Annotated in this window: 14 protein-coding genes; 4 read left to right on the top strand and 10 right to left on the bottom strand. The window is 66.3% G+C overall.

Annotation, left to right across the window (positions count from 1 at the left end; all coding sequences use genetic code 11):
- Window positions 1-3: 3 nt before the first annotated feature.
- The 7 genes from FIU85_RS12615 to crcB all read right to left on the bottom strand — a co-directional run bounded on the left by FIU85_RS12615 (window position 4) and on the right by crcB (window position 6,669).
- A complete protein-coding gene (locus FIU85_RS12615) occupies window positions 4-1,296 on the bottom strand; it encodes an amino acid ABC transporter permease (protein WP_152497132.1) in 1,293 nt (430 codons plus the stop codon).
- Window position 1,297: 1 nt separating this feature from the next.
- Window positions 1,298-2,512 carry an amino acid ABC transporter permease gene (locus FIU85_RS12610; RefSeq protein WP_152494072.1) on the bottom strand — a complete coding sequence of 405 codons (1,215 nt, stop codon included), beginning with the start codon at window positions 2,510-2,512 and terminating at the stop codon, window positions 1,298-1,300.
- A 116-nt stretch (window positions 2,513-2,628) separates the two neighbouring features.
- Window positions 2,629-3,648: an amino acid ABC transporter substrate-binding protein gene (locus FIU85_RS12605; protein WP_152494073.1), complete on the bottom strand. Its 1,020-nt coding sequence runs from the start codon at window positions 3,646-3,648 to the stop codon at window positions 2,629-2,631.
- 201 nt (window positions 3,649-3,849) lie between these two features.
- A complete protein-coding gene (locus FIU85_RS12600; protein WP_152497131.1) occupies window positions 3,850-4,566 on the bottom strand; it encodes an ATP12 family chaperone protein in 717 nt (238 codons plus the stop codon).
- A complete protein-coding gene (locus FIU85_RS12595) occupies window positions 4,563-5,243 on the bottom strand; it encodes an HAD-IA family hydrolase (RefSeq protein WP_152497130.1) in 681 nt (226 codons plus the stop codon). Before FIU85_RS12595 ends, FIU85_RS12600 begins: the two co-directional genes overlap by 4 nt.
- The gene (locus FIU85_RS12590; protein WP_152497129.1) at window positions 5,240-6,295 is read right to left on the bottom strand and encodes an RluA family pseudouridine synthase; all 1,056 of its coding nucleotides are present in this window, start codon (window positions 6,293-6,295) and stop codon (window positions 5,240-5,242) included. The genes FIU85_RS12595 and FIU85_RS12590 overlap by 4 nt, the downstream gene beginning before the upstream one ends.
- Window positions 6,292-6,669, bottom strand: coding sequence for a fluoride efflux transporter CrcB (gene crcB / locus FIU85_RS12585; RefSeq protein WP_152494077.1), 378 nt, complete (start codon window positions 6,667-6,669; stop codon window positions 6,292-6,294). The genes FIU85_RS12590 and crcB overlap by 4 nt, the downstream gene beginning before the upstream one ends.
- A 108-nt stretch (window positions 6,670-6,777) precedes the next feature.
- On the opposite strand from crcB, the gene FIU85_RS12580 reads away from it, so the two are divergent.
- Together FIU85_RS12580 and FIU85_RS12575 are read left to right on the top strand one after the other, a co-directional pair.
- On the top strand, window positions 6,778-8,013 hold the full coding sequence (locus FIU85_RS12580; RefSeq protein ID WP_152497128.1) for a glycerate kinase: 1,236 nt from the start codon (window positions 6,778-6,780) through the stop codon (window positions 8,011-8,013).
- A 26-nt stretch (window positions 8,014-8,039) separates the two neighbouring features.
- On the top strand, window positions 8,040-9,164 hold the full coding sequence (locus FIU85_RS12575) for an amidohydrolase (RefSeq protein WP_254702895.1): 1,125 nt from the start codon (window positions 8,040-8,042) through the stop codon (window positions 9,162-9,164).
- Between the two features lies 1 nt (window position 9,165).
- On the opposite strand, the gene FIU85_RS12570 is transcribed toward FIU85_RS12575, so the two are convergent.
- Window positions 9,166-10,512, bottom strand: a complete 1,347-nt coding sequence (locus FIU85_RS12570) for a UDP-glucose/GDP-mannose dehydrogenase family protein (protein ID WP_152497126.1) — start codon at window positions 10,510-10,512, stop codon at window positions 9,166-9,168.
- 206 nt (window positions 10,513-10,718) lie between these two features.
- On the opposite strand from FIU85_RS12570, the gene glmM reads away from it, so the two are divergent.
- Window positions 10,719-12,062: a phosphoglucosamine mutase gene (gene glmM, locus FIU85_RS12565; protein ID WP_152497125.1), complete on the top strand. Its 1,344-nt coding sequence runs from the start codon at window positions 10,719-10,721 to the stop codon at window positions 12,060-12,062.
- A gap of 207 nt (window positions 12,063-12,269) precedes the next feature.
- On the opposite strand, the gene FIU85_RS12560 is transcribed toward glmM, so the two are convergent.
- Window positions 12,270-14,003 carry a hydantoinase B/oxoprolinase family protein gene (locus FIU85_RS12560; RefSeq protein ID WP_152497124.1) on the bottom strand — a complete coding sequence of 578 codons (1,734 nt, stop codon included), beginning with the start codon at window positions 14,001-14,003 and terminating at the stop codon, window positions 12,270-12,272.
- Window positions 14,000-16,057 carry a hydantoinase/oxoprolinase family protein gene (locus tag FIU85_RS12555; RefSeq protein ID WP_152497123.1) on the bottom strand — a complete coding sequence of 686 codons (2,058 nt, stop codon included), beginning with the start codon at window positions 16,055-16,057 and terminating at the stop codon, window positions 14,000-14,002. Before FIU85_RS12555 ends, FIU85_RS12560 begins: the two co-directional genes overlap by 4 nt.
- Before the next feature lie 175 nt (window positions 16,058-16,232).
- Between FIU85_RS12555 and mscL the strand changes: the two genes are divergently transcribed.
- Window positions 16,233-16,664: a large conductance mechanosensitive channel protein MscL gene (gene mscL / locus FIU85_RS12550; protein WP_152494084.1), complete on the top strand. Its 432-nt coding sequence runs from the start codon at window positions 16,233-16,235 to the stop codon at window positions 16,662-16,664.
- Window positions 16,665-16,691: the final 27 nt, after the last annotated feature.

The raw sequence follows: 16,691 nt of genomic DNA, 5'->3' as shown, positions 1-16,691 counted from the left end.
CCCTTACCTGTGATCAGTGTTGAGCTCGCGCTCAAGCCACTGCGAATATTGAGACACGCCATAACAGACGACGAAGAACAGAAGCGCGGCAAACCCGAACAGCTCCCAGTAGACCCCGTTCCAGTCGGTCGAGGCCAGGATCGGACCCCGGATCATGCCGACAAGGTCGAACATCGAGATGACCGAGACCAGCGTGGTGTCCTTGAACAGGCCCACCGCCACGTTGACGATGCCCGGGATCGAGATCTTCAGCGCCTGCGGCAGGATGATCAGCCGCATCGCCTGGGCATAGTCCAGCCCAAGGCTGTCGCCCGCCTCGTACTGCCCGCGCGGCAGCGCCGCCAGACCCCCGCGAATCACCTCGGCGATATAGGCCGACGCGAAGGCGGTGATCATGATGATCACGCGGATGATCAGGTCGAATGTCGTGCCCGGCGGCAGGAAATAGGCCAGCACCACGTTCGCCACGAACAGAAGCGTGATCAGCGGCACGCCCCGGATGAACTCGATGAAAACGACGCAAATCCACTTGATGATCGGCATGTCCGATTGCCGCCCCAGCGCCAGCGCGATGCCGATCGGGATCGACAGCGAAACGCAGACCGTGCCGAGGATCATGTTGAGCATGAAGCCCCCCATGTCGCGCGACGGCACCTGCTCCAGCCGCAGCACCTCGATCTTGCCGATGCTGCCCGCCAGGAGGATCGCGACGACAAGCACCCCGAGGCCCCCCAGCACCGCGACGCCGAAGCCCCGCTTTTCCAGCGCCTTGAACGCGACATAGGCCGCGACGAACCCAAGCAGCAGCAACAGCGGCGGCACGATGGACCCGCCCCAGATCAGCCAGAATGCCAGGAAGGGGTAAACGCCGGTGAACAGCAGCATCTGCCGCGGCAGGTACTTGAAGAACATCACCGGCGCCGCCGCCACGAACAGCAGCAGGAAGGCCAGCGCCGGGCGCCAGTATTCCGTGCTGGGATACTTGAACCCGAACAAAAGCTGGTTCCAGCGGTCGCTCAGCACCGCGAAACAGCCCCCGGTCGCACCGTCCAGGATTTCGCGGCATTCCCGGATCGACGTCGCGTTCCAGATCCCGTTCAGGATCCAGGGCAGCGTCGCGGCCAGCAGGAAATAGATCACGACGATCGCCGCCACGGTCAGCACCGAGTTGGGGATCGTCGCGAACAGGTTCTGCTTCATCCACTTGGTGACACCGGTTTCCGCCGCCGGGGGCGGCGATTCCGGCAGCATGGAGTCGCGGACATAAGCGACGGATTCTGCATGTGTATCAGACATCTCAGCGCTCCTTCAACCGCACCGCGTTGTTGTAAATGTTCATCACCGCAGAGATCCCGAGGCTGATCAGCAGGTAGAACAGCATCAGCAAGAGCACGCATTCGATGGCGCGGCCCGTCTGGTTCAGCGTGATGCCCCCCAGCGTGGCGGTGATGTCGGCATAGCCCACCGCAATCGCCAGCGAAGAGTTCTTGGTGATGTTCAGATACTGCGAAATCAGCGGCGGGATGATCACCCGCAGCGCCTGCGGCAGAATCACCAGATTCATGATCCGGCGCGGACGCAGGCCCAGGCTTGCCGCCGCTTCTGTCTGGCCCTTGCTGACGGCCAGGATACCCGCGCGGACGTTCTCCGCGATGAAGGCGCCGGTATAGATCGACAGCGCGAACCACAGCGCGATCAACGGTGCCCCGATCTGCAGGCCGCCGCGAAAGTTGAAGCCGCCCAGTTCCGGGAAATCCAGAGTGATCGGCTGCCCCATGATGAAGAACACCAGGATCGACGGCACGAACAGGATCGCCAGCGACGGCCAGCCCATCGGCAACAGCTTGCCCGTGGCATAAAGCAGCTTCTTGGCATAGCGGCGATAGGCGAAGACCCCGATGACCGACAGGATGAACGTTACCACGACCACCATCGACCCCGGCCCCCAGACCGGCATCGGCACATAGACGCCGCGGTTGGTGAAGGCGACCGATCCCAGGATCATCGACGCGTCCGGGTCATCTCCGCGAAACGCGCTCGGCGCGGGCAGGACGGCGGTCATGATCGTGAAGATGATGATGATCCAGATCAGCACCGGCACGTTCCGGAACGCCTCGACATAGCCCGACATCAGCTTGCGGATCAGCCAGTTGTTCGACAGCCGCAACACGCCCGCGATCACGCCGAAGATCGTCGCCGTGGCACAGGCCAGGAACGCCACCAAGAGCGTGTTCAGAATGCCGACGATGGCCGCCGTAAGGTGCGAACTGCGGCTGGTGTACTCGACCAGCGTCTGGTTGATGTCGTACCCCGCCGGCTCGCCCAGGAATTCGTAACTGATGTTCAGACCCGCAGCCCGCAGGTTGAGCACAAGGTTGTAGCCCAGGTAAGCGATGATCCCGATCAGCACCATCAGGGCGATGAACTGGAAGGTGTAGGAACGATAGCGCGTATCGTTCAACAGCATAGATGGTCGAAACGACTCCTGTTGAGGGTCGGTCATTATTGTCATCTGAAGTGTCCCCGTTGGCGGCCCGGATTATTGTGTGCGCTTTTGCGCGGTTGGGCCTGTCCCTGGTTATTATGTGCGAAGGGCGCGGAGTGATCCGCGCCCTTCGACTTGGTATCTTAGCGGAACGGCGGCGAGTACAGCAGGCCACCATCGGTCCACTGCGCGTTCAGGCCGCGCGCCAGACCGATCGGCGTGGTCTCACCGATGTTCTTCTCGAAGAGCTCGCCGTAGTTGCCGCCGGCCGAGATAGCCTTCACGGCCCAGTCGGCCTCGAGGCCCAGCATCTCGCCAAGGTTGCCCTCGGTGCCGAGCAGACGGTTGATCTCCGGGCTGTCGCCGGCGGTCGATGCCATGTCGGCGATGTTGGCGCTGGTGACGCCCAGTTCTTCGGCCGCGATCAGCGCGTTCAGGGTCCAGCGAACCACGTCACCCCACTCGTTGTCACCGTGACGGACCAGCGGGCCCAGCGGCTCTTTCGAGACGATCTCGGGCAGCAGCACGTGCGCCGACGGATCTTCGAACGCGGCGCGCGTCGCGGCCAGGCCCGAGGCGTCGGTGGTGTAGACGTCACATGCGCCAGCCAGGTATTGCTGCTGCGCTTCGGCGTTGGTTTCGATCGGAACCGGCTCGTAGTTCATGCTGTTCTTGCGGAAATAGTCCGCCAGGTTCAGCTCGGTCGTGGTGCCGGTCTGGATGCAGACGGTCGCGCCGTCCAGATCCTTGGCCGAGGACACGCCCAGCTCCTTGGGAACCATGAAGCCCTGACCGTCGTAGTAGTTCACGCCGACGAATTCGAACTTCAGGTCGACATCGCGCGAGAAGGTCCAGGTCGTGTTCCGGGCCAGCATGTCGATCTCGCCCGAGGCCAGCGCGGTAAAGCGCGTCTTGCCGGTGGTGGGCACGAATTCGACCGCTTGCGGATCCCCCAGCACGGCGGCGGCGACAGCACGGCAAACGCCGACGTCGAAGCCATCCCAGTTCCCGTTGGAATCCGGGGCGGCAAAGCCGACCAGGCCGGTGGTCACGCCGCAGTTCAGCGTGCCGCGAGCCTTGACATCGTCAAGCGTCGCGGCCGCAGCTGCGCCAGCCGTAAGGCCGGCCACCGTCAGCGCGCCTAGAAATACGGATTTTTTCATGTTTACCTCTTCCTGATGTATCCGCCCGATCGAGGGCGGTTTGGTCGGCCCAAGCGGACCGGAGCGATACTGTGAAAGGGGTTCCCCCCACGTCAGTGTGCATAAGTGTGAGTGGATTCATTCCTGAACGTCAAGACCCGTGTCACGAAAAACGATGGTTTCAGGCCAATGCTTCCGTTTGGGAAACCGATGTTTTTCTCTCTACTTCGGCGCCGCGCTCAGGGCGCTGAACCTCTTGGCATGAAGGAATTCGGCCCGTTTCACCGCCTCCACGGCGCGCGCCTCGTCGTCTATGCCCCATTGTTCTTCCTGCCAGCGCTCGTCGAGGCGCGACAGCTCCCACAGATCTTCGGCGGGGCGCGCCTCCTCCAGCGCCGCAAGGCCGATGACCAGCGACCCCGACAACCCCACAAGATCGTGAAACGCCGTGAGGGTGAAATTGTCCATCGCGTGCACTTCTGCTGAAAATTGTGCCAGTGCGCCAGCCTCCTGCGGGCGGTGCATCACGCCCGCCACCGGGACCAGCCGCGCCCCATAGCGCGCCTCCGCCCAGTCCAGCAGCGGATCCCACGCCTCCGCCTGCCGCCGGACAAGGCTGTCGGGGCTGTCCGCGCGATAGCACAGCAGGTCCGTATCGGCGTATCCCGCCAGCATGTCAGCCACCTCGGCATGCTGATGCCGTACCTTGTCGATGGCCGCGTTGGCCGAGCGTGTGACCGGCATCGTGCCGGGTTGGATCAGATCCTCCTGCGCGTCCCATTCGGCAGCGACCGCTTCGGCCAGCGCGCGCGTCGGCACGATCATCGCGGCCTTGGCCGGCGTCCTGACCGCCCGCCCGTCCAGCCGGATGCCATAGCCGCCTTCGTCTTCGACCACCGCGGCCTCTTTCCAGAACCGCTTGGCCTTCCACTCGCTCATGCCGCCGTCTCCCATATCTGCTGCAACAGGGGCGGCAGGGCGTCGAAGCTGTCGATCACGTGCCGCGCCGCGCCCAGCGCCGCGCGCGGGTGATACCCCCAGCCGACGCCGATGCCCGCAACGCCAGCGGCGGCGGCCATCTCCATGTCGAAACTCGTGTCGCCGATCATCACCGCTTGATGCGGCTCCAGCCCGGTCTCGGAAAGGGCCGCGCGAATCATCGACGGGTGCGGTTTCGACGGATGATGGTCGCTGACCTGCTGGGTGATGAACATGCCTTCCAGCCCATGCCCCTCCAGCAGCTTGTCCAGCCCCCGCCGCGACTTGCCCGTCGCCACGCCCAGCAATGTCTCGGGCTGCGCGTTGAGCGCCTCCAGAACCTCCCGCGCCCCGGGATAGAGCGGTGAGGATTGCGCTGCCCCGATCTCGGCCCGCAAGGCAATGTAGGCTTCCTTGTACCATTCCACCATGCGGCCTTGCGTTCCGGCATCCACGTCCGGTGCCAGCACCGCGATGGCCCGGTCCAGCGACAGCCCGACAATCGAAAGGATCGCCTCGCGCGTCGGTGCGTCCCGCTCGGCCCGCGCAAAGGCATGGCTCATCGCCGCGACGATATCCGCCTGGCTGTCGACCAGCGTGCCATCCACGTCGAAGATCACCAGCCGCAGCGCGCTCATCGCAGCGCCTCGAACGGGTCGTCAGCGGCCAGGTCGGGCGTCCAGCCCAGCGTCTCGAACGTGTTGGCCATGTGCTCGGGCAACTCGGCGTCGATCACCACGGGCTTTTTCGTCACCGGATGCTCGAACGCCATGGTTCGCGCGTGCAGGTGCAGCTTGTTCGAGATGATCCCGCCCAGCTTCGCCCCCCAGCCATCACCCAGGTTCTCCTGGCTGGACCCGCCATACTTGCCGTCGCCCACAATCGGGTGCCCTATTTCGGCCATATGCGCGCGCAACTGGTGCGTCCGCCCGGTAATGGGCTCCATCGCCACCCACGCGGCCCGGCTGGCGACCCGGTAGAGCGTGGCATATTGCGTGATCGCCCGCTTGGCGCCCTGGGTGCGGTCCACCTCTCCGGGATGGATGCAGACCATCTTTTCGCCCTCGCCGCGCGCGCCATGCCCCCCGGCCTTGACCAGCCCGTATTTGATTTCGCCCAGATAGGGCGTCGGCACACCGGCCACCACGGCCCAGTAGATCTTGCGCGTCTCGCGGTGCCGGATCGCCTGCGTCATCGCCGCCGCCATCGCCCGTGTCCGCGCCAGGATCAGAACGCCGGACGTGTCCTTGTCCAGCCGGTGCACCAGCCGCGGCGCATCGTCCAAACCGAAACGCAAAGCATCGGCCAGCCCGTCAACATGGCGCGTGAGCTTGCTGCCTCCCTGCACCGGCAGGCCCGGCGGCTTGTTCAGCGCGATGATGTGATCGTCTTTGTAGATCACCGCGTCCTGGATCATTTTCGCGTCGGCGTCCGAAATCTTCGTCTTTTGTTTCTCGACAGGCGCGCTTTCCACCTCGCCCGGCTCCGGCAGGGGCGGCACGCGCACCTGCTGACCCTCTTCCAGCCGCGTGTTTGCCTTGACCCGACCGCCATCGACGCGCAGCTCGCCCTTGCGGCACATCTTCTCGATCCGGCCCTGCGCCACGTGCGGAAACCGCCGCCGCAGCCAGCGGTCCAGCCGCTGGTCGCCCTCGCCGGGCTCGACCGTCAATGTCTGCACGCCGCTCATGCCCAGATCCCCCGCGCCAGCCAGACGCCCAGTGCCAGCCCGAGCACCGACAAGGCGACGGAGGCGACCACGTAAAGCGCCGCCGTGCCGACCGCGCCGCGCTCGTACAAGGTGAACGCCTCCAGCGAAAAGGCCGAGAAGGTCGTGAATCCGCCAAGTACCCCCGCCATCAAAAAGGGGTTCAACTGCGTCAGGTCCTTTTCGAACGTATAGATCACCACCATCCCCATCACGAACGACCCCAGGATGTTCACCGGCAGCACCCCCAACGGGAACCCGCCAGCGACGTGACGCGCCACCGCCTGCCCCACGCCGAAGCGCAGCATCGAGCCTATGGCGCCGCCAAGGCCCACCTGGAGAAAGGTCATCCACATGCCCGCGTCTGTCGCCTCTGACCCCGGTTTTGTCAAGCTGGGCAGGCTGTGCTTGCACGCGCCGCACACCGCGCTACGCTGCGTCAACAACAAGACCCGGAGCGCCTCATGCAAGACCCCGACAGCTTCCTGCGCCGCCTCTTTGATCGCGCCGTGGAAGTGGCCGACCCGATGCAAAGCCTAGCCGCCCACCTGCCGCCCCGTCCCGAGGGCCGGCTGGTGGTGATCGGCGCAGGCAAGGCCAGCGCCCGCATGGCCGAGGCGGTCGAGGCCGCCTATGGCCCCTGCGAGGGGCTGGTGATCACCCGGTACGGCTATGCCCGCCCCTGCGAAGGCATCGAGATCGTCGAGGCCGCGCATCCGGTCCCGGATCAGGCCGGCGTCGACGCCACCCGCCGGATGCTCGCCCTGCTGGACAGCTGCGGCGAAGGCGACACCGTTCTGGCGCTGATCTCCGGCGGCGGCTCCGCTCTCCTCTGTGCGCCCGCCGAGGGGATCACTCTCACCGAAAAACAGGCACTCACCGACGCGCTGCTGGCCTCCGGCGCGCCCATCGGCGCCATCAACGGCATCCGCAAGCAGATCTCGGCGGTCAAGGGCGGCAAGCTCGCCGCCGCCGCGTACCCGGCCAAGATGGTCGCGCTTCTGATCTCCGACGTGCCCGGCGACAACCCCAGCGACATCGCCAGCGGCCCCACCGTCGGCGACACCGGCACCCCGGCCCGCGCGCTGGAAACGCTGGCCCGCTGGAACGTCACGCCCTCGCCCTCAATCACCGACTACCTGAACGCGGGCGGCAACCCCCTGCCTCCCGACGACCCGCGCCTCTCGACCGTGGAAAACTTGATCTACGCCGCCCCCTCGCAATCGCTGGCCGCCGCCGCCGAAATCGCAAAGGCCGAGGGGATCGAGGTGCAAATCCTCGGCGACGCCGTCGAAGGCGAGGCCCGCGACGTTGCCGCCGACCACGCCGCCCTCGCACGCAAGGTACAGGGCGACAAACCCGTCCTCCTCCTGTCGGGCGGCGAACTCACCGTGACCCGGCGCGGCAACGGCATCGGCGGGCCCAACGCCGAATACTGCCTCGCCCTCGCGCTCGCGCTTAACGGCGCACCCGGCATCCACGCGCTGGCCTGCGACACCGACGGCGTCGACGGCGCGGCAGAGGTCGCGGGCGCCGTGATCGCTCCCGACACACTCACGAAAGCCCCCGACGCCGCCGACGCGCTCGCCATCAACGACGCCCATGGCTTCTTCGGGCGCATCGGCGATCAGGTCGTGACCGGCCCGACGCTGACCAACGTCAACGACTTCCGCGCCATTCTCGTGCTGCCGGGGTCATGACCCTCCCGCCCGACCTCCCCGCGCGGATGACCGATTGGCGCCACGCCTTTCACCGGATGCCGGAACTGGGCTTCGACCTGCCCCGCACCAGCGCCCGCGTCGCCGACCTGCTGCGCGGCTTCGGGCTGGAGGTCCACACCGGCATCGGCCGGTCCGGCGTCGTCGGCATCCTGCAAAAGGGCAACGGCAGCCGCACCATCGCCATCCGCGCCGACATGGACGCGCTGCCCATCACCGAGCAGAACGGCTTTACCCATCACTCGGAGGTTCCCGGCCAGATGCACGCCTGCGGCCATGACGGCCACACCACAATGGCCCTCGGCGCGGCAAAGGCGCTGGCCGAAGCCGATGACCTCTCGGGCCGCATCGTCTTCCTCTTCCAGCCGAACGAGGAGCACGGCCAGGGCGCCGCCGCCATGATCGCCGACGGCATCTTTGATCGCTTCGACGTCGAGACCGTCTACGGTATGCACAACATTCCTGGTATGCCCGTGGGCCGCTTCGCCACGCGCACAGGTCCCATCACGGCAAGCGAGGCGCTTTTCGAGATCACCATCGAGGCACGCGGCGGCCACGCCGCCCTGCCTCACATGGGCGCCGATGCGATCACCATCGGCGCCGAAATCGTCGGCGCCCTGCAAACCATCGTCTCGCGCAAACTCGACCCGGCGCAGAACGGCGTCGTCTCGGTCACCGGGTTCGAAACAGACGGCAAGCGCAACGTCCTGCCCGGCCGCGCCACCCTCACCGGCGACGCCCGGGCGCTCACGCCCGAGGTCAACGCCCGGATCGAGACCGCAATGCGCCGCATCGTCGATGGTATCTGCGCCGCCCATGACGTCACGGGCACTGTTAGCTACGACACGATCTTCCGCCCCACGATCAACGCGCCCGAGCCTGTCGCCGCCGCCACCGCCGCGGCGCAGTCCATCGGCGCACCGATGGACAACGCCTGCCCGCCGAAACTCTTTTCCGAGGATTTCGCCGAGATGGCCGCCACGCGCCCGGGCTGCTTTGTGCTGATGGGCAACGGCACCGAAGGGCCGCACGCCCGCCCCCTGCATTCGGCGGATTACGACTTCAATGACGCGGCCCTCGCGCACGGCGCGGCCTTCTGGGTCGCCGTGGCGCGGGCCGAACTGGGCGGCTGACCTATTCGGCGGCTTCTTCCGCCTCGGGCTTGCGCTCGAACGCCGTGCGTCCCACGCTGTCATAGGCGACGAAACCGGCCCGCTTGGCATCCTTGACCGAATAGATGTTCCGCAAATCCGCCATCCGCGCCACGTTCATCCGCCGCGCGATCCGCTTCAGGTCCAGCGCCCGGAACTCGTTCCATTCCGTCAGGATCACCACCAGGTCGGCATTGCCCACCGCCTTGTAGGCGTTCTCGACCCATTGCACGCCCGGCAGGCGCTCGGTGCCTTCGCGCTCGCCCTGCGGGTCGCAGATCCGCACCTTGGCCCCGCCGCCCACCAGCGCGGGTACGATGGTCAGCGACGGCGCCTCGCGCATGTCGTCGGTGTTGGGCTTGAACGTCGCCCCCAGCACCGCGATGGTCTTGCCGTTGAAGCTGCCCTCGCAAAGATCCAGCAGCTTGTCGATCATCCGCCGCTTCATCTCTTCGTTGACGGCGATCACCGCCTCGGTGATGTGCAGCGGCACGCCGTATTCCTGCCCCGTCCGGGCCAGCGCGCGGGTGTCCTTGGGAAAGCAGCTGCCGCCATAACCCGGGCCGGCATGCAGGAACTTGTTGCCGATCCGCCCGTCAAGGCCCATGCCCCGGCTGACCTGCTTGACGTCCGCGCCGGTGCGTTCGCACAAGGCCGCGATCTCGTTGATGAAGGTGATCTTGGTGGCCAGAAAGGCGTTCGCCGCGTATTTGATCATCTCGGCGCTTTCCAGGTCGGTGACCAGGATTGGAAACTCGCGCAGGTAAAGCGGGCGATAGATGTCCTCCATCACCTCCGCCGCGCGTTGCGACTGCACCCCCACGACCACGCGGTCGGGTTTCATGAAATCCTCGATCGCCGCGCCCTCGCGCAGGAACTCGGGGTTCGAGGCCACGTCGAAATCCAGGTCCGGGTTGGCCTTGCGCACCGCCTGTTTCACCTGCCGGTTGGTGCCCACCGGCACCGTCGACTTGGTGACGATCACGATATATTCCTTTGCCAGCTTCGCAACTTCCTGCGCAGCGGCCATGACGTAGGTCAGGTCGGCATGCCCGTCGCCGCGCCGCGTCGGCGTACCCACCGCGATAAAGACCGCCTCCGCCCCGTCCAGAGCCTGCGGCAGGTCCTGGGTGAACGACAGCCGCCCGGCCTCCACATTCTTCTGCATCAGAACATCCAGCCCCGGCTCGTAGATCGGCACCTCGCCCCGGTTCAGCTTTTCGACCTTGGCGGCATCCTTGTCCACGCAGACAACGTCATGCCCGAAATCCGAGAAACACACCCCGGACACAAGCCCGACATAGCCGGTTCCAATCATCGCAATCTTCATCGGGTTTCGCCCTTGATCCGCCTGTCGCCCCCACGACCTTATGCGGTCGCGCCTGCCCGCCCGTCAACGCGCATCTGTGACGGACGCGGGTCACTATGCGTTCTATGCCACAAACCGCTCAGCCGCCCTGCGAATGTTGGACAGGACGACGGCGCGCGGGTAAGAGGATGGTCACGAAAACGTCACGCGGCGAAAGGTGCGATTGCATGGCTGAAAAACTGTTCGGAACGGACGGCGTACGGGGCGAGGCCAACACATGGCCCATGACCGCCGAACTCGCGCTCCGGCTCGGCGCCGCCGCCGGGCGTCATTTCCGCCGCGACAACCAGGAACACCGTGTGGTGATCGGCAAGGACACGCGCCTCTCGGGCTACATGATCGAATATGCCCTGACCGCCGGCTTCGCCTCCACCGGGATGGACGTCTTTCTGCTGGGCCCCGTGCCCACCCCTGCCGTGGGATACCTGACGCACTCGCTGCGCGCCGACGTGGGCGTGATGATCTCGGCCAGCCACAACCCGGCCAGTGACAACGGCATCAAGCTTTTCGGCCCCGACGGCTTCAAGCTGTCGGACGACTCCGAGGCCGGGATCGAGCAACTGCTGCAAGACGGCGCCCGCCCTGCCAAGCCGGAAAACATCGGCCGCGCCAAGCGGTTCGAGGACGCGCGCGGCCGCTACGTCGAGTACGCCAAGACGACCTTCCCCTATCGCGGCCGCCTCGAAGGGCTGCGCATCGTGGTCGACTGCGCCAATGGCGCGGCCTACAAGACCGCCCCCGCCGTCCTGTGGGAACTGGGCGCCGACGTGATCCCGATGGGGATCGAGCCAGACGGCACCAACATCAACTTCGAGTGCGGATCCACCCACCCCGACGCCGCCGCGCGCAAGGTGCTGGAAACCCGCGCCGACCTGGGCATCTGCCTCGATGGCGATGCCGACCGCCTCGTGCTGATCGACGAGACCGGGCATATCGCCGACGGGGACCAGATCATGGCCCTCATCGCCACCCGCTGGGCCGCCGAGGGCCGGCTCAAGGGCGACGCGCTGGTGGCCACGGTCATGTCCAATCTCGGGCTGGAACGGCACCTCGAATCCAAGGGCATCGGCCTCAAGCGCACCAAGGTCGGCGACCGCTACGTGGTCGAGGAGATGCGCGCCGGCGGCCACAACCTGGGCGGCGAGCAATCCGGCCATATCGTCATGACCGATTACGCCACCACCGGCGACGGGCTGATCGGCGCGCTGCAATTCCTCGCCTCGATGGTGGAAACCGGCCAGAAGGCCAGCGAACTGGCGCGCGTCTTCACCCCCATCCCGCAAAAGCTGGTGAACGTGCGCTACCAGACCGGCCAGACCCCGCTCGAGGCCGACAGGGTGCAACAGGCCATCGCCGACGGCGAGAAGAAGCTGGGCAGCGACGGCCGCCTGCTGATCCGCAAGTCCGGCACCGAGCCATTGATCCGCGTCATGGGCGAGTCTCTGGACCCCGCCCTTCTTGACACGGTACTGGACGATGTGGTGGGCGCGGTGAAACAGGCGACCGTCTGACGTCCTCACCAAGCTGCCGATTTACGCCCCGCGCGGAATCAAGGCGCGGCCCTGCCGCGCCGCCGCGCATCGCCGGGCCGCCCACCGGCACGGCGATCTGGTTGGGCTGGGTGCCTCGCTCGAAAGTCTAGCGGATCTGGCTGGCATAAAGCGCTACAGAAAAGCACTTGGTTCGCCGCACCGCGGCCCGTCGATGCACGGCCAGCCTCACCCCAGCCGCCGCTGCGTCGTCGCCACGTCATCCACGGCGCCGTCCTCGATGACCACACCAAAAAGCCGCTCCGCCTCCTCGACCGAGTAGCGCCCCAGCCGGACATCCTCGGCCACCAGCCCCGGGTCCCGCTGCATCGGGTCGCCATACCCGCCACCCCCCGGTGTCTTCACCCGCACCCGGTCGCCGGGACCCAGCGGAATGTCCTGCTCTTTCGACAGGTGCACCGGCGTATAGGGCTTGTCGCCCTGCCACACCGTCACCTCGTTGGGCGCACCGTCGCCGCCGCCCATCGCACCCTGCGGCCCGAAGCGCCCGTGATCCATGACAAAGCTCGCCTTGGCCTGACCGCGCCGCAACTCCAGCTCGTAATCCAGACCGAACCCGCCGCGCATCCGGCCCGCGCCGCCCGAACCCTCGCGCAGTGCATACCGGTGATACAGCACCGGAAAGGCCTGCTCCATGATCTCCACCGGCGGCGCCTTGGAAATCCCGATGGTGGAACAGCCGTTGGTGATCCCGTCGCCTTCGACCCAGCCGCCATAACCGCCGCCCGAAAGCTGATACATCACGAAATCCCGCCCCTTCGCCGGATCATGCCCGCCCAGCGCAAAGTTTCCGCTGGTTCCCGCCGGGGCCGCCGTCACCCGGTCGGGCAACGCCTGAACCAAAGCGGCGAACACCGCCTCCGCGATCCGCTGGCTTACCTCGGCGGCACAGCCCGACACCGGGCGCGGATATTGCGCATCCAGGAACGTGCCCTCGATGCCGGTCACTTCCAGCGGCTCGAACGCGCCCGCGCTGATCGGGACGTCGGGAAAGACATGCCGCATGGCAAGGTAAACCGAGCTCAATGTCGTCGCCCGGACCGAGTTCATCGGCCCCAGACACGGCGGGGCCGATCCGGTAAAATCGAACACCAGCCGCTCGGCCTCGCGCGTTACCGTCAGCCTTATCGCCAGAGGCGCATCGACAACCCCATCGCTGTCGATCCACGCAACGGACTCGTACGCGCCTTCCGGTATTTCCCTAATGAACCGCCGCATCTGCTGCGCCGCTCGGGTCCGCAACTCCGCAATCGCGCCCTCCACCACGTCATCGCCATAGCGGTCCATCAGCGCGCCCAGCCGCTCCGCCCCAAGGTCCAAAGCGGCGGCCTGTGCCCGCACGTCGCCAATCCTCTGGTCCGCCACCCGGATGTTGGAACAGATGATGCTGTAGATCTCCGCATCCATCCGCCCCCGCTTGAACAGCTTCACCGGCGGAAGGCGCAGCCCCTCCTGTTCCACCGCCGTCGCACTGGCCGAGAACCCACCGGGCACCGCACCCCCGGTATCGGGCCAATGCCCGGTATTCGACAGCCAGCAGTAAAGCCGCTCGCCCCGATAGAACGGCCGCGCAAACCGCACGTCCATCAGATGCGTGCCGCCAAGATATGGATCGTTGACGATATAGATGTCTCCCGGCTCCGGCGCGCCCACGCGGCCCTCGCCGATCATCTCGATCAGGGTCGCCGTGGAATACTGCATCGTGCCGACGAAAACCGGCAAGCCGCCCGCGCCCTGCGCGATCAGCGCGCCATCGGCGGCGGCGTATATCCCGTCCGAACGGTCATTCGCCTCGGCGATCACCGGCGAAAATGCGGCCCGTGAAAACGCCAGGTCCATCTCGTCGCAGACCTGCTGCAACCCGGCCTGGATCACCGACAGGGTGATCGGATCCATCGTCATGACACGTCTCCCACCGCGATCAGGATGTTGCCATGCGCATCCCCCGTCGCCACGCAACCCGGCTCGATCAGCACGGTGGTGTCCATCTGCACCACGATCCCCGGCCCTTCCATCCGGAATTCCAGCGGCAGGTGATCGCGCCAGTAGATTGGCGTCTCGTGCCAGCCGTCCTCGAACCGCACCCGACGCGCCCCGGTCCGCGCCTCCTCCAGCGTCGCCTTGCGTCCGCCTGGGTCCACCAGCACCGACAAGTCCAGCGGCGCCCGTTCCCCGACGACCGAGCAATTGGCATTCACCACCTGCGCCCGGATCTCGGGCAACCTGACCTTGAAGCGCGCGAAATAGACATCCTCGAACAGCGCCTGCAGCTCCTCCGGCGTCACGTCCGGCCGCTCCAGCAGCACGCGCAACAGGTGGGTCTGCCCGACAAACTGCATGTCCACGCTGTAGACATGCCGTACCCCGGTCATCGCCACGCGCTCGCGGTCCAGCATCGCCTTGCCCGCCGCCGCCTGCTCGGCAAACACCCCGGCCAGCTCGCCCGCCTCCAGCGCATGGACAGCCCGGTTCACCGTCTGCACGAAATCATGCCGCAGGTCCGCCACCACGCAGCCCAGCGCGTTGGTGATCCCGGGTCGTGCGGGCACCAGCACGCGCGGCACACCCAGTTCCCGCGCCAGCGCGCAGGCGTGCAGCGGCCCCGCCCCGCCAAAGGCAAAGAGTGCGAAATCCCGCGGATCGGCCCCCAGCGACAGCGACACCATGCGAATGGCCCCCGCCATCTTGGTGTTCGCCATGCGGATCACCGCCAGCGCCGCCTCGGTCACGTCCAACCCCAGCGGCTCGGCCAGGTCCCGGGCAAAGGCCTGCGCCACGTCGCCTGCCGCCACGGCGCCGGTCCTGGCCAGTCTGGCCGCGTCCAGCCGCCCCAGGATCAGGTTGGCGTCCGAAATCGTCGGCCGCGTCCCGCCCCGCCCGTAACAGATCGGGCCCGGATCGGCCCCGGCGCTTTCCGGTCCCACATCCAAGAGCCCCGCCGCGTTGACCTTCGCAATGGATCCGCCCCCGGCCCCCACCGTGCGCACGTCCACCATCGGCACGTGGATGGGCATGGCGTATTCGATCTCGATCTCGTGCGACACCGGTGGCTCCGTCCCCCGGATCAGCGCCACGTCGGTCGAGGTGCCGCCCATGTCATACGTAATCAGGTTCACCAACCCGGCCTGCCGCCCGGTATAGGCCGCCGCCATCACGCCCGAGGCCGGCCCCGACATCACCGTCTTCGCCGCCTCCCGCGCCACCAGCCGAGCCGACACCATGCCGCCATTGCCGTTCATGACCAGCACGTCGCGGTCATAGCCACCTTCCGACAGGCTGTCTGTCAAACGCTTCAAATAACGGTCCAGAATGGGCTGCACGCTCGCATTCACCGCCGCGGTCACGCCGCGTTCGTATTCCCGGCTTTCCTGCAAGATCGCATGGCCCAGGGTGATGTGCTCGTTGGGCCAGACCTCGGCGATGATCTCCCCGGCCCGCAGTTCGTGTCCGGGGTTGGCGTAGGCGTGCAGGAAATGCACCACCACCGCCTCGCATCCCTCGGCCAGCAGATGCGCCGCGGCGGCGCGCACCGCGTCCTCGTCCAGAGGCACCACCACGTCTCCGGCGGCATCCACCCGTTCCGGCACCTCGATCCGCAGGTCGCGCGGAATGATCGGCGTGAAAATCCCGGTCATGCCATAGGCTTGCGGCCGTGTCCGCCGCCCCAGTTCCAGCACGTCCCGAAAGCCCTGCGTCGTGATCAGCCCGGTCCGGCTCAGCTTGCGTTCCAGCACCGCATTCGTCGTCGTCGTGGTGCCATGCACGATCAGGTCAATCGCCGCCGGTTCCGTCTCGGCGGCCGCAAGTGCATGCATAACGCCCGACGCCTGGTTCTCCACCGTGGTCGGCACCTTCGCCAGCCTGACCCGCCCGCTCGCCGGATCAAGCTGAACAAGGTCGGTGAACGTCCCGCCCACGTCGATCCCCACGATCGTGCCATTCTGCCGGTCTGTCATCGTCGTCCCTTGCCTGCACCCAAAGGGACCGTCCGCGAGGGGTCGGCAAAAGTCAATCTCGGGGAGAGACCGCGCATCTTTCCCAAAACAAATCGTCACACTCTGTCATTAACTTGTGCTAATGGAACCTCCGGCAGAGGCGGCAACAGCCTCGTCACGGAAAGAGGACATTGAAATGCTTAGCGAATTCAAAGACTTCATTGCCCGCGGAAATGTCATGGACATGGCCGTCGGCATCATCATCGGCGCGGCCTTCACCGCCATCGTCTCGTCGATGGTGGCCGACCTGATCAACCCGATCATCGGTCTCTTCACCGGCGGGCTCGATTTCACCAACAACTATGTCGTCCTGTCCGGCGACGTGGCCGAGGGCGCCTCGCTCGACGCCGCGCGCGAGGCCGGCGCCGCCGTCTTCGCCTGGGGCGCCTTCGTCATGGCCGTGATCAACTTCCTGATCATCGCCTTCGTCGTGTTCATGCTGGTGCGCTACGTGAACAAGGTGAAAGACGCCGCCTTCAAGAAAAAGGAAGAAGCCCCCGAAGAGGCCCCCGGCCCCAACGAGATCGACTTGCTGATCGAGATCCGCGACGCCCTCAAGGCCCGCTAAGGCCACAGCCCGGAATCACCGTGTCTG

The sequence above is a fragment of the Roseovarius sp. THAF8 genome, from assembly GCF_009363735.1.
In the GTDB taxonomy this organism is placed as follows: domain Bacteria; phylum Pseudomonadota; class Alphaproteobacteria; order Rhodobacterales; family Rhodobacteraceae; genus Roseovarius.
Note: the sequence above shows the minus strand (reverse complement) of the source record. Positions and strands in the feature narration are given on the sequence as shown.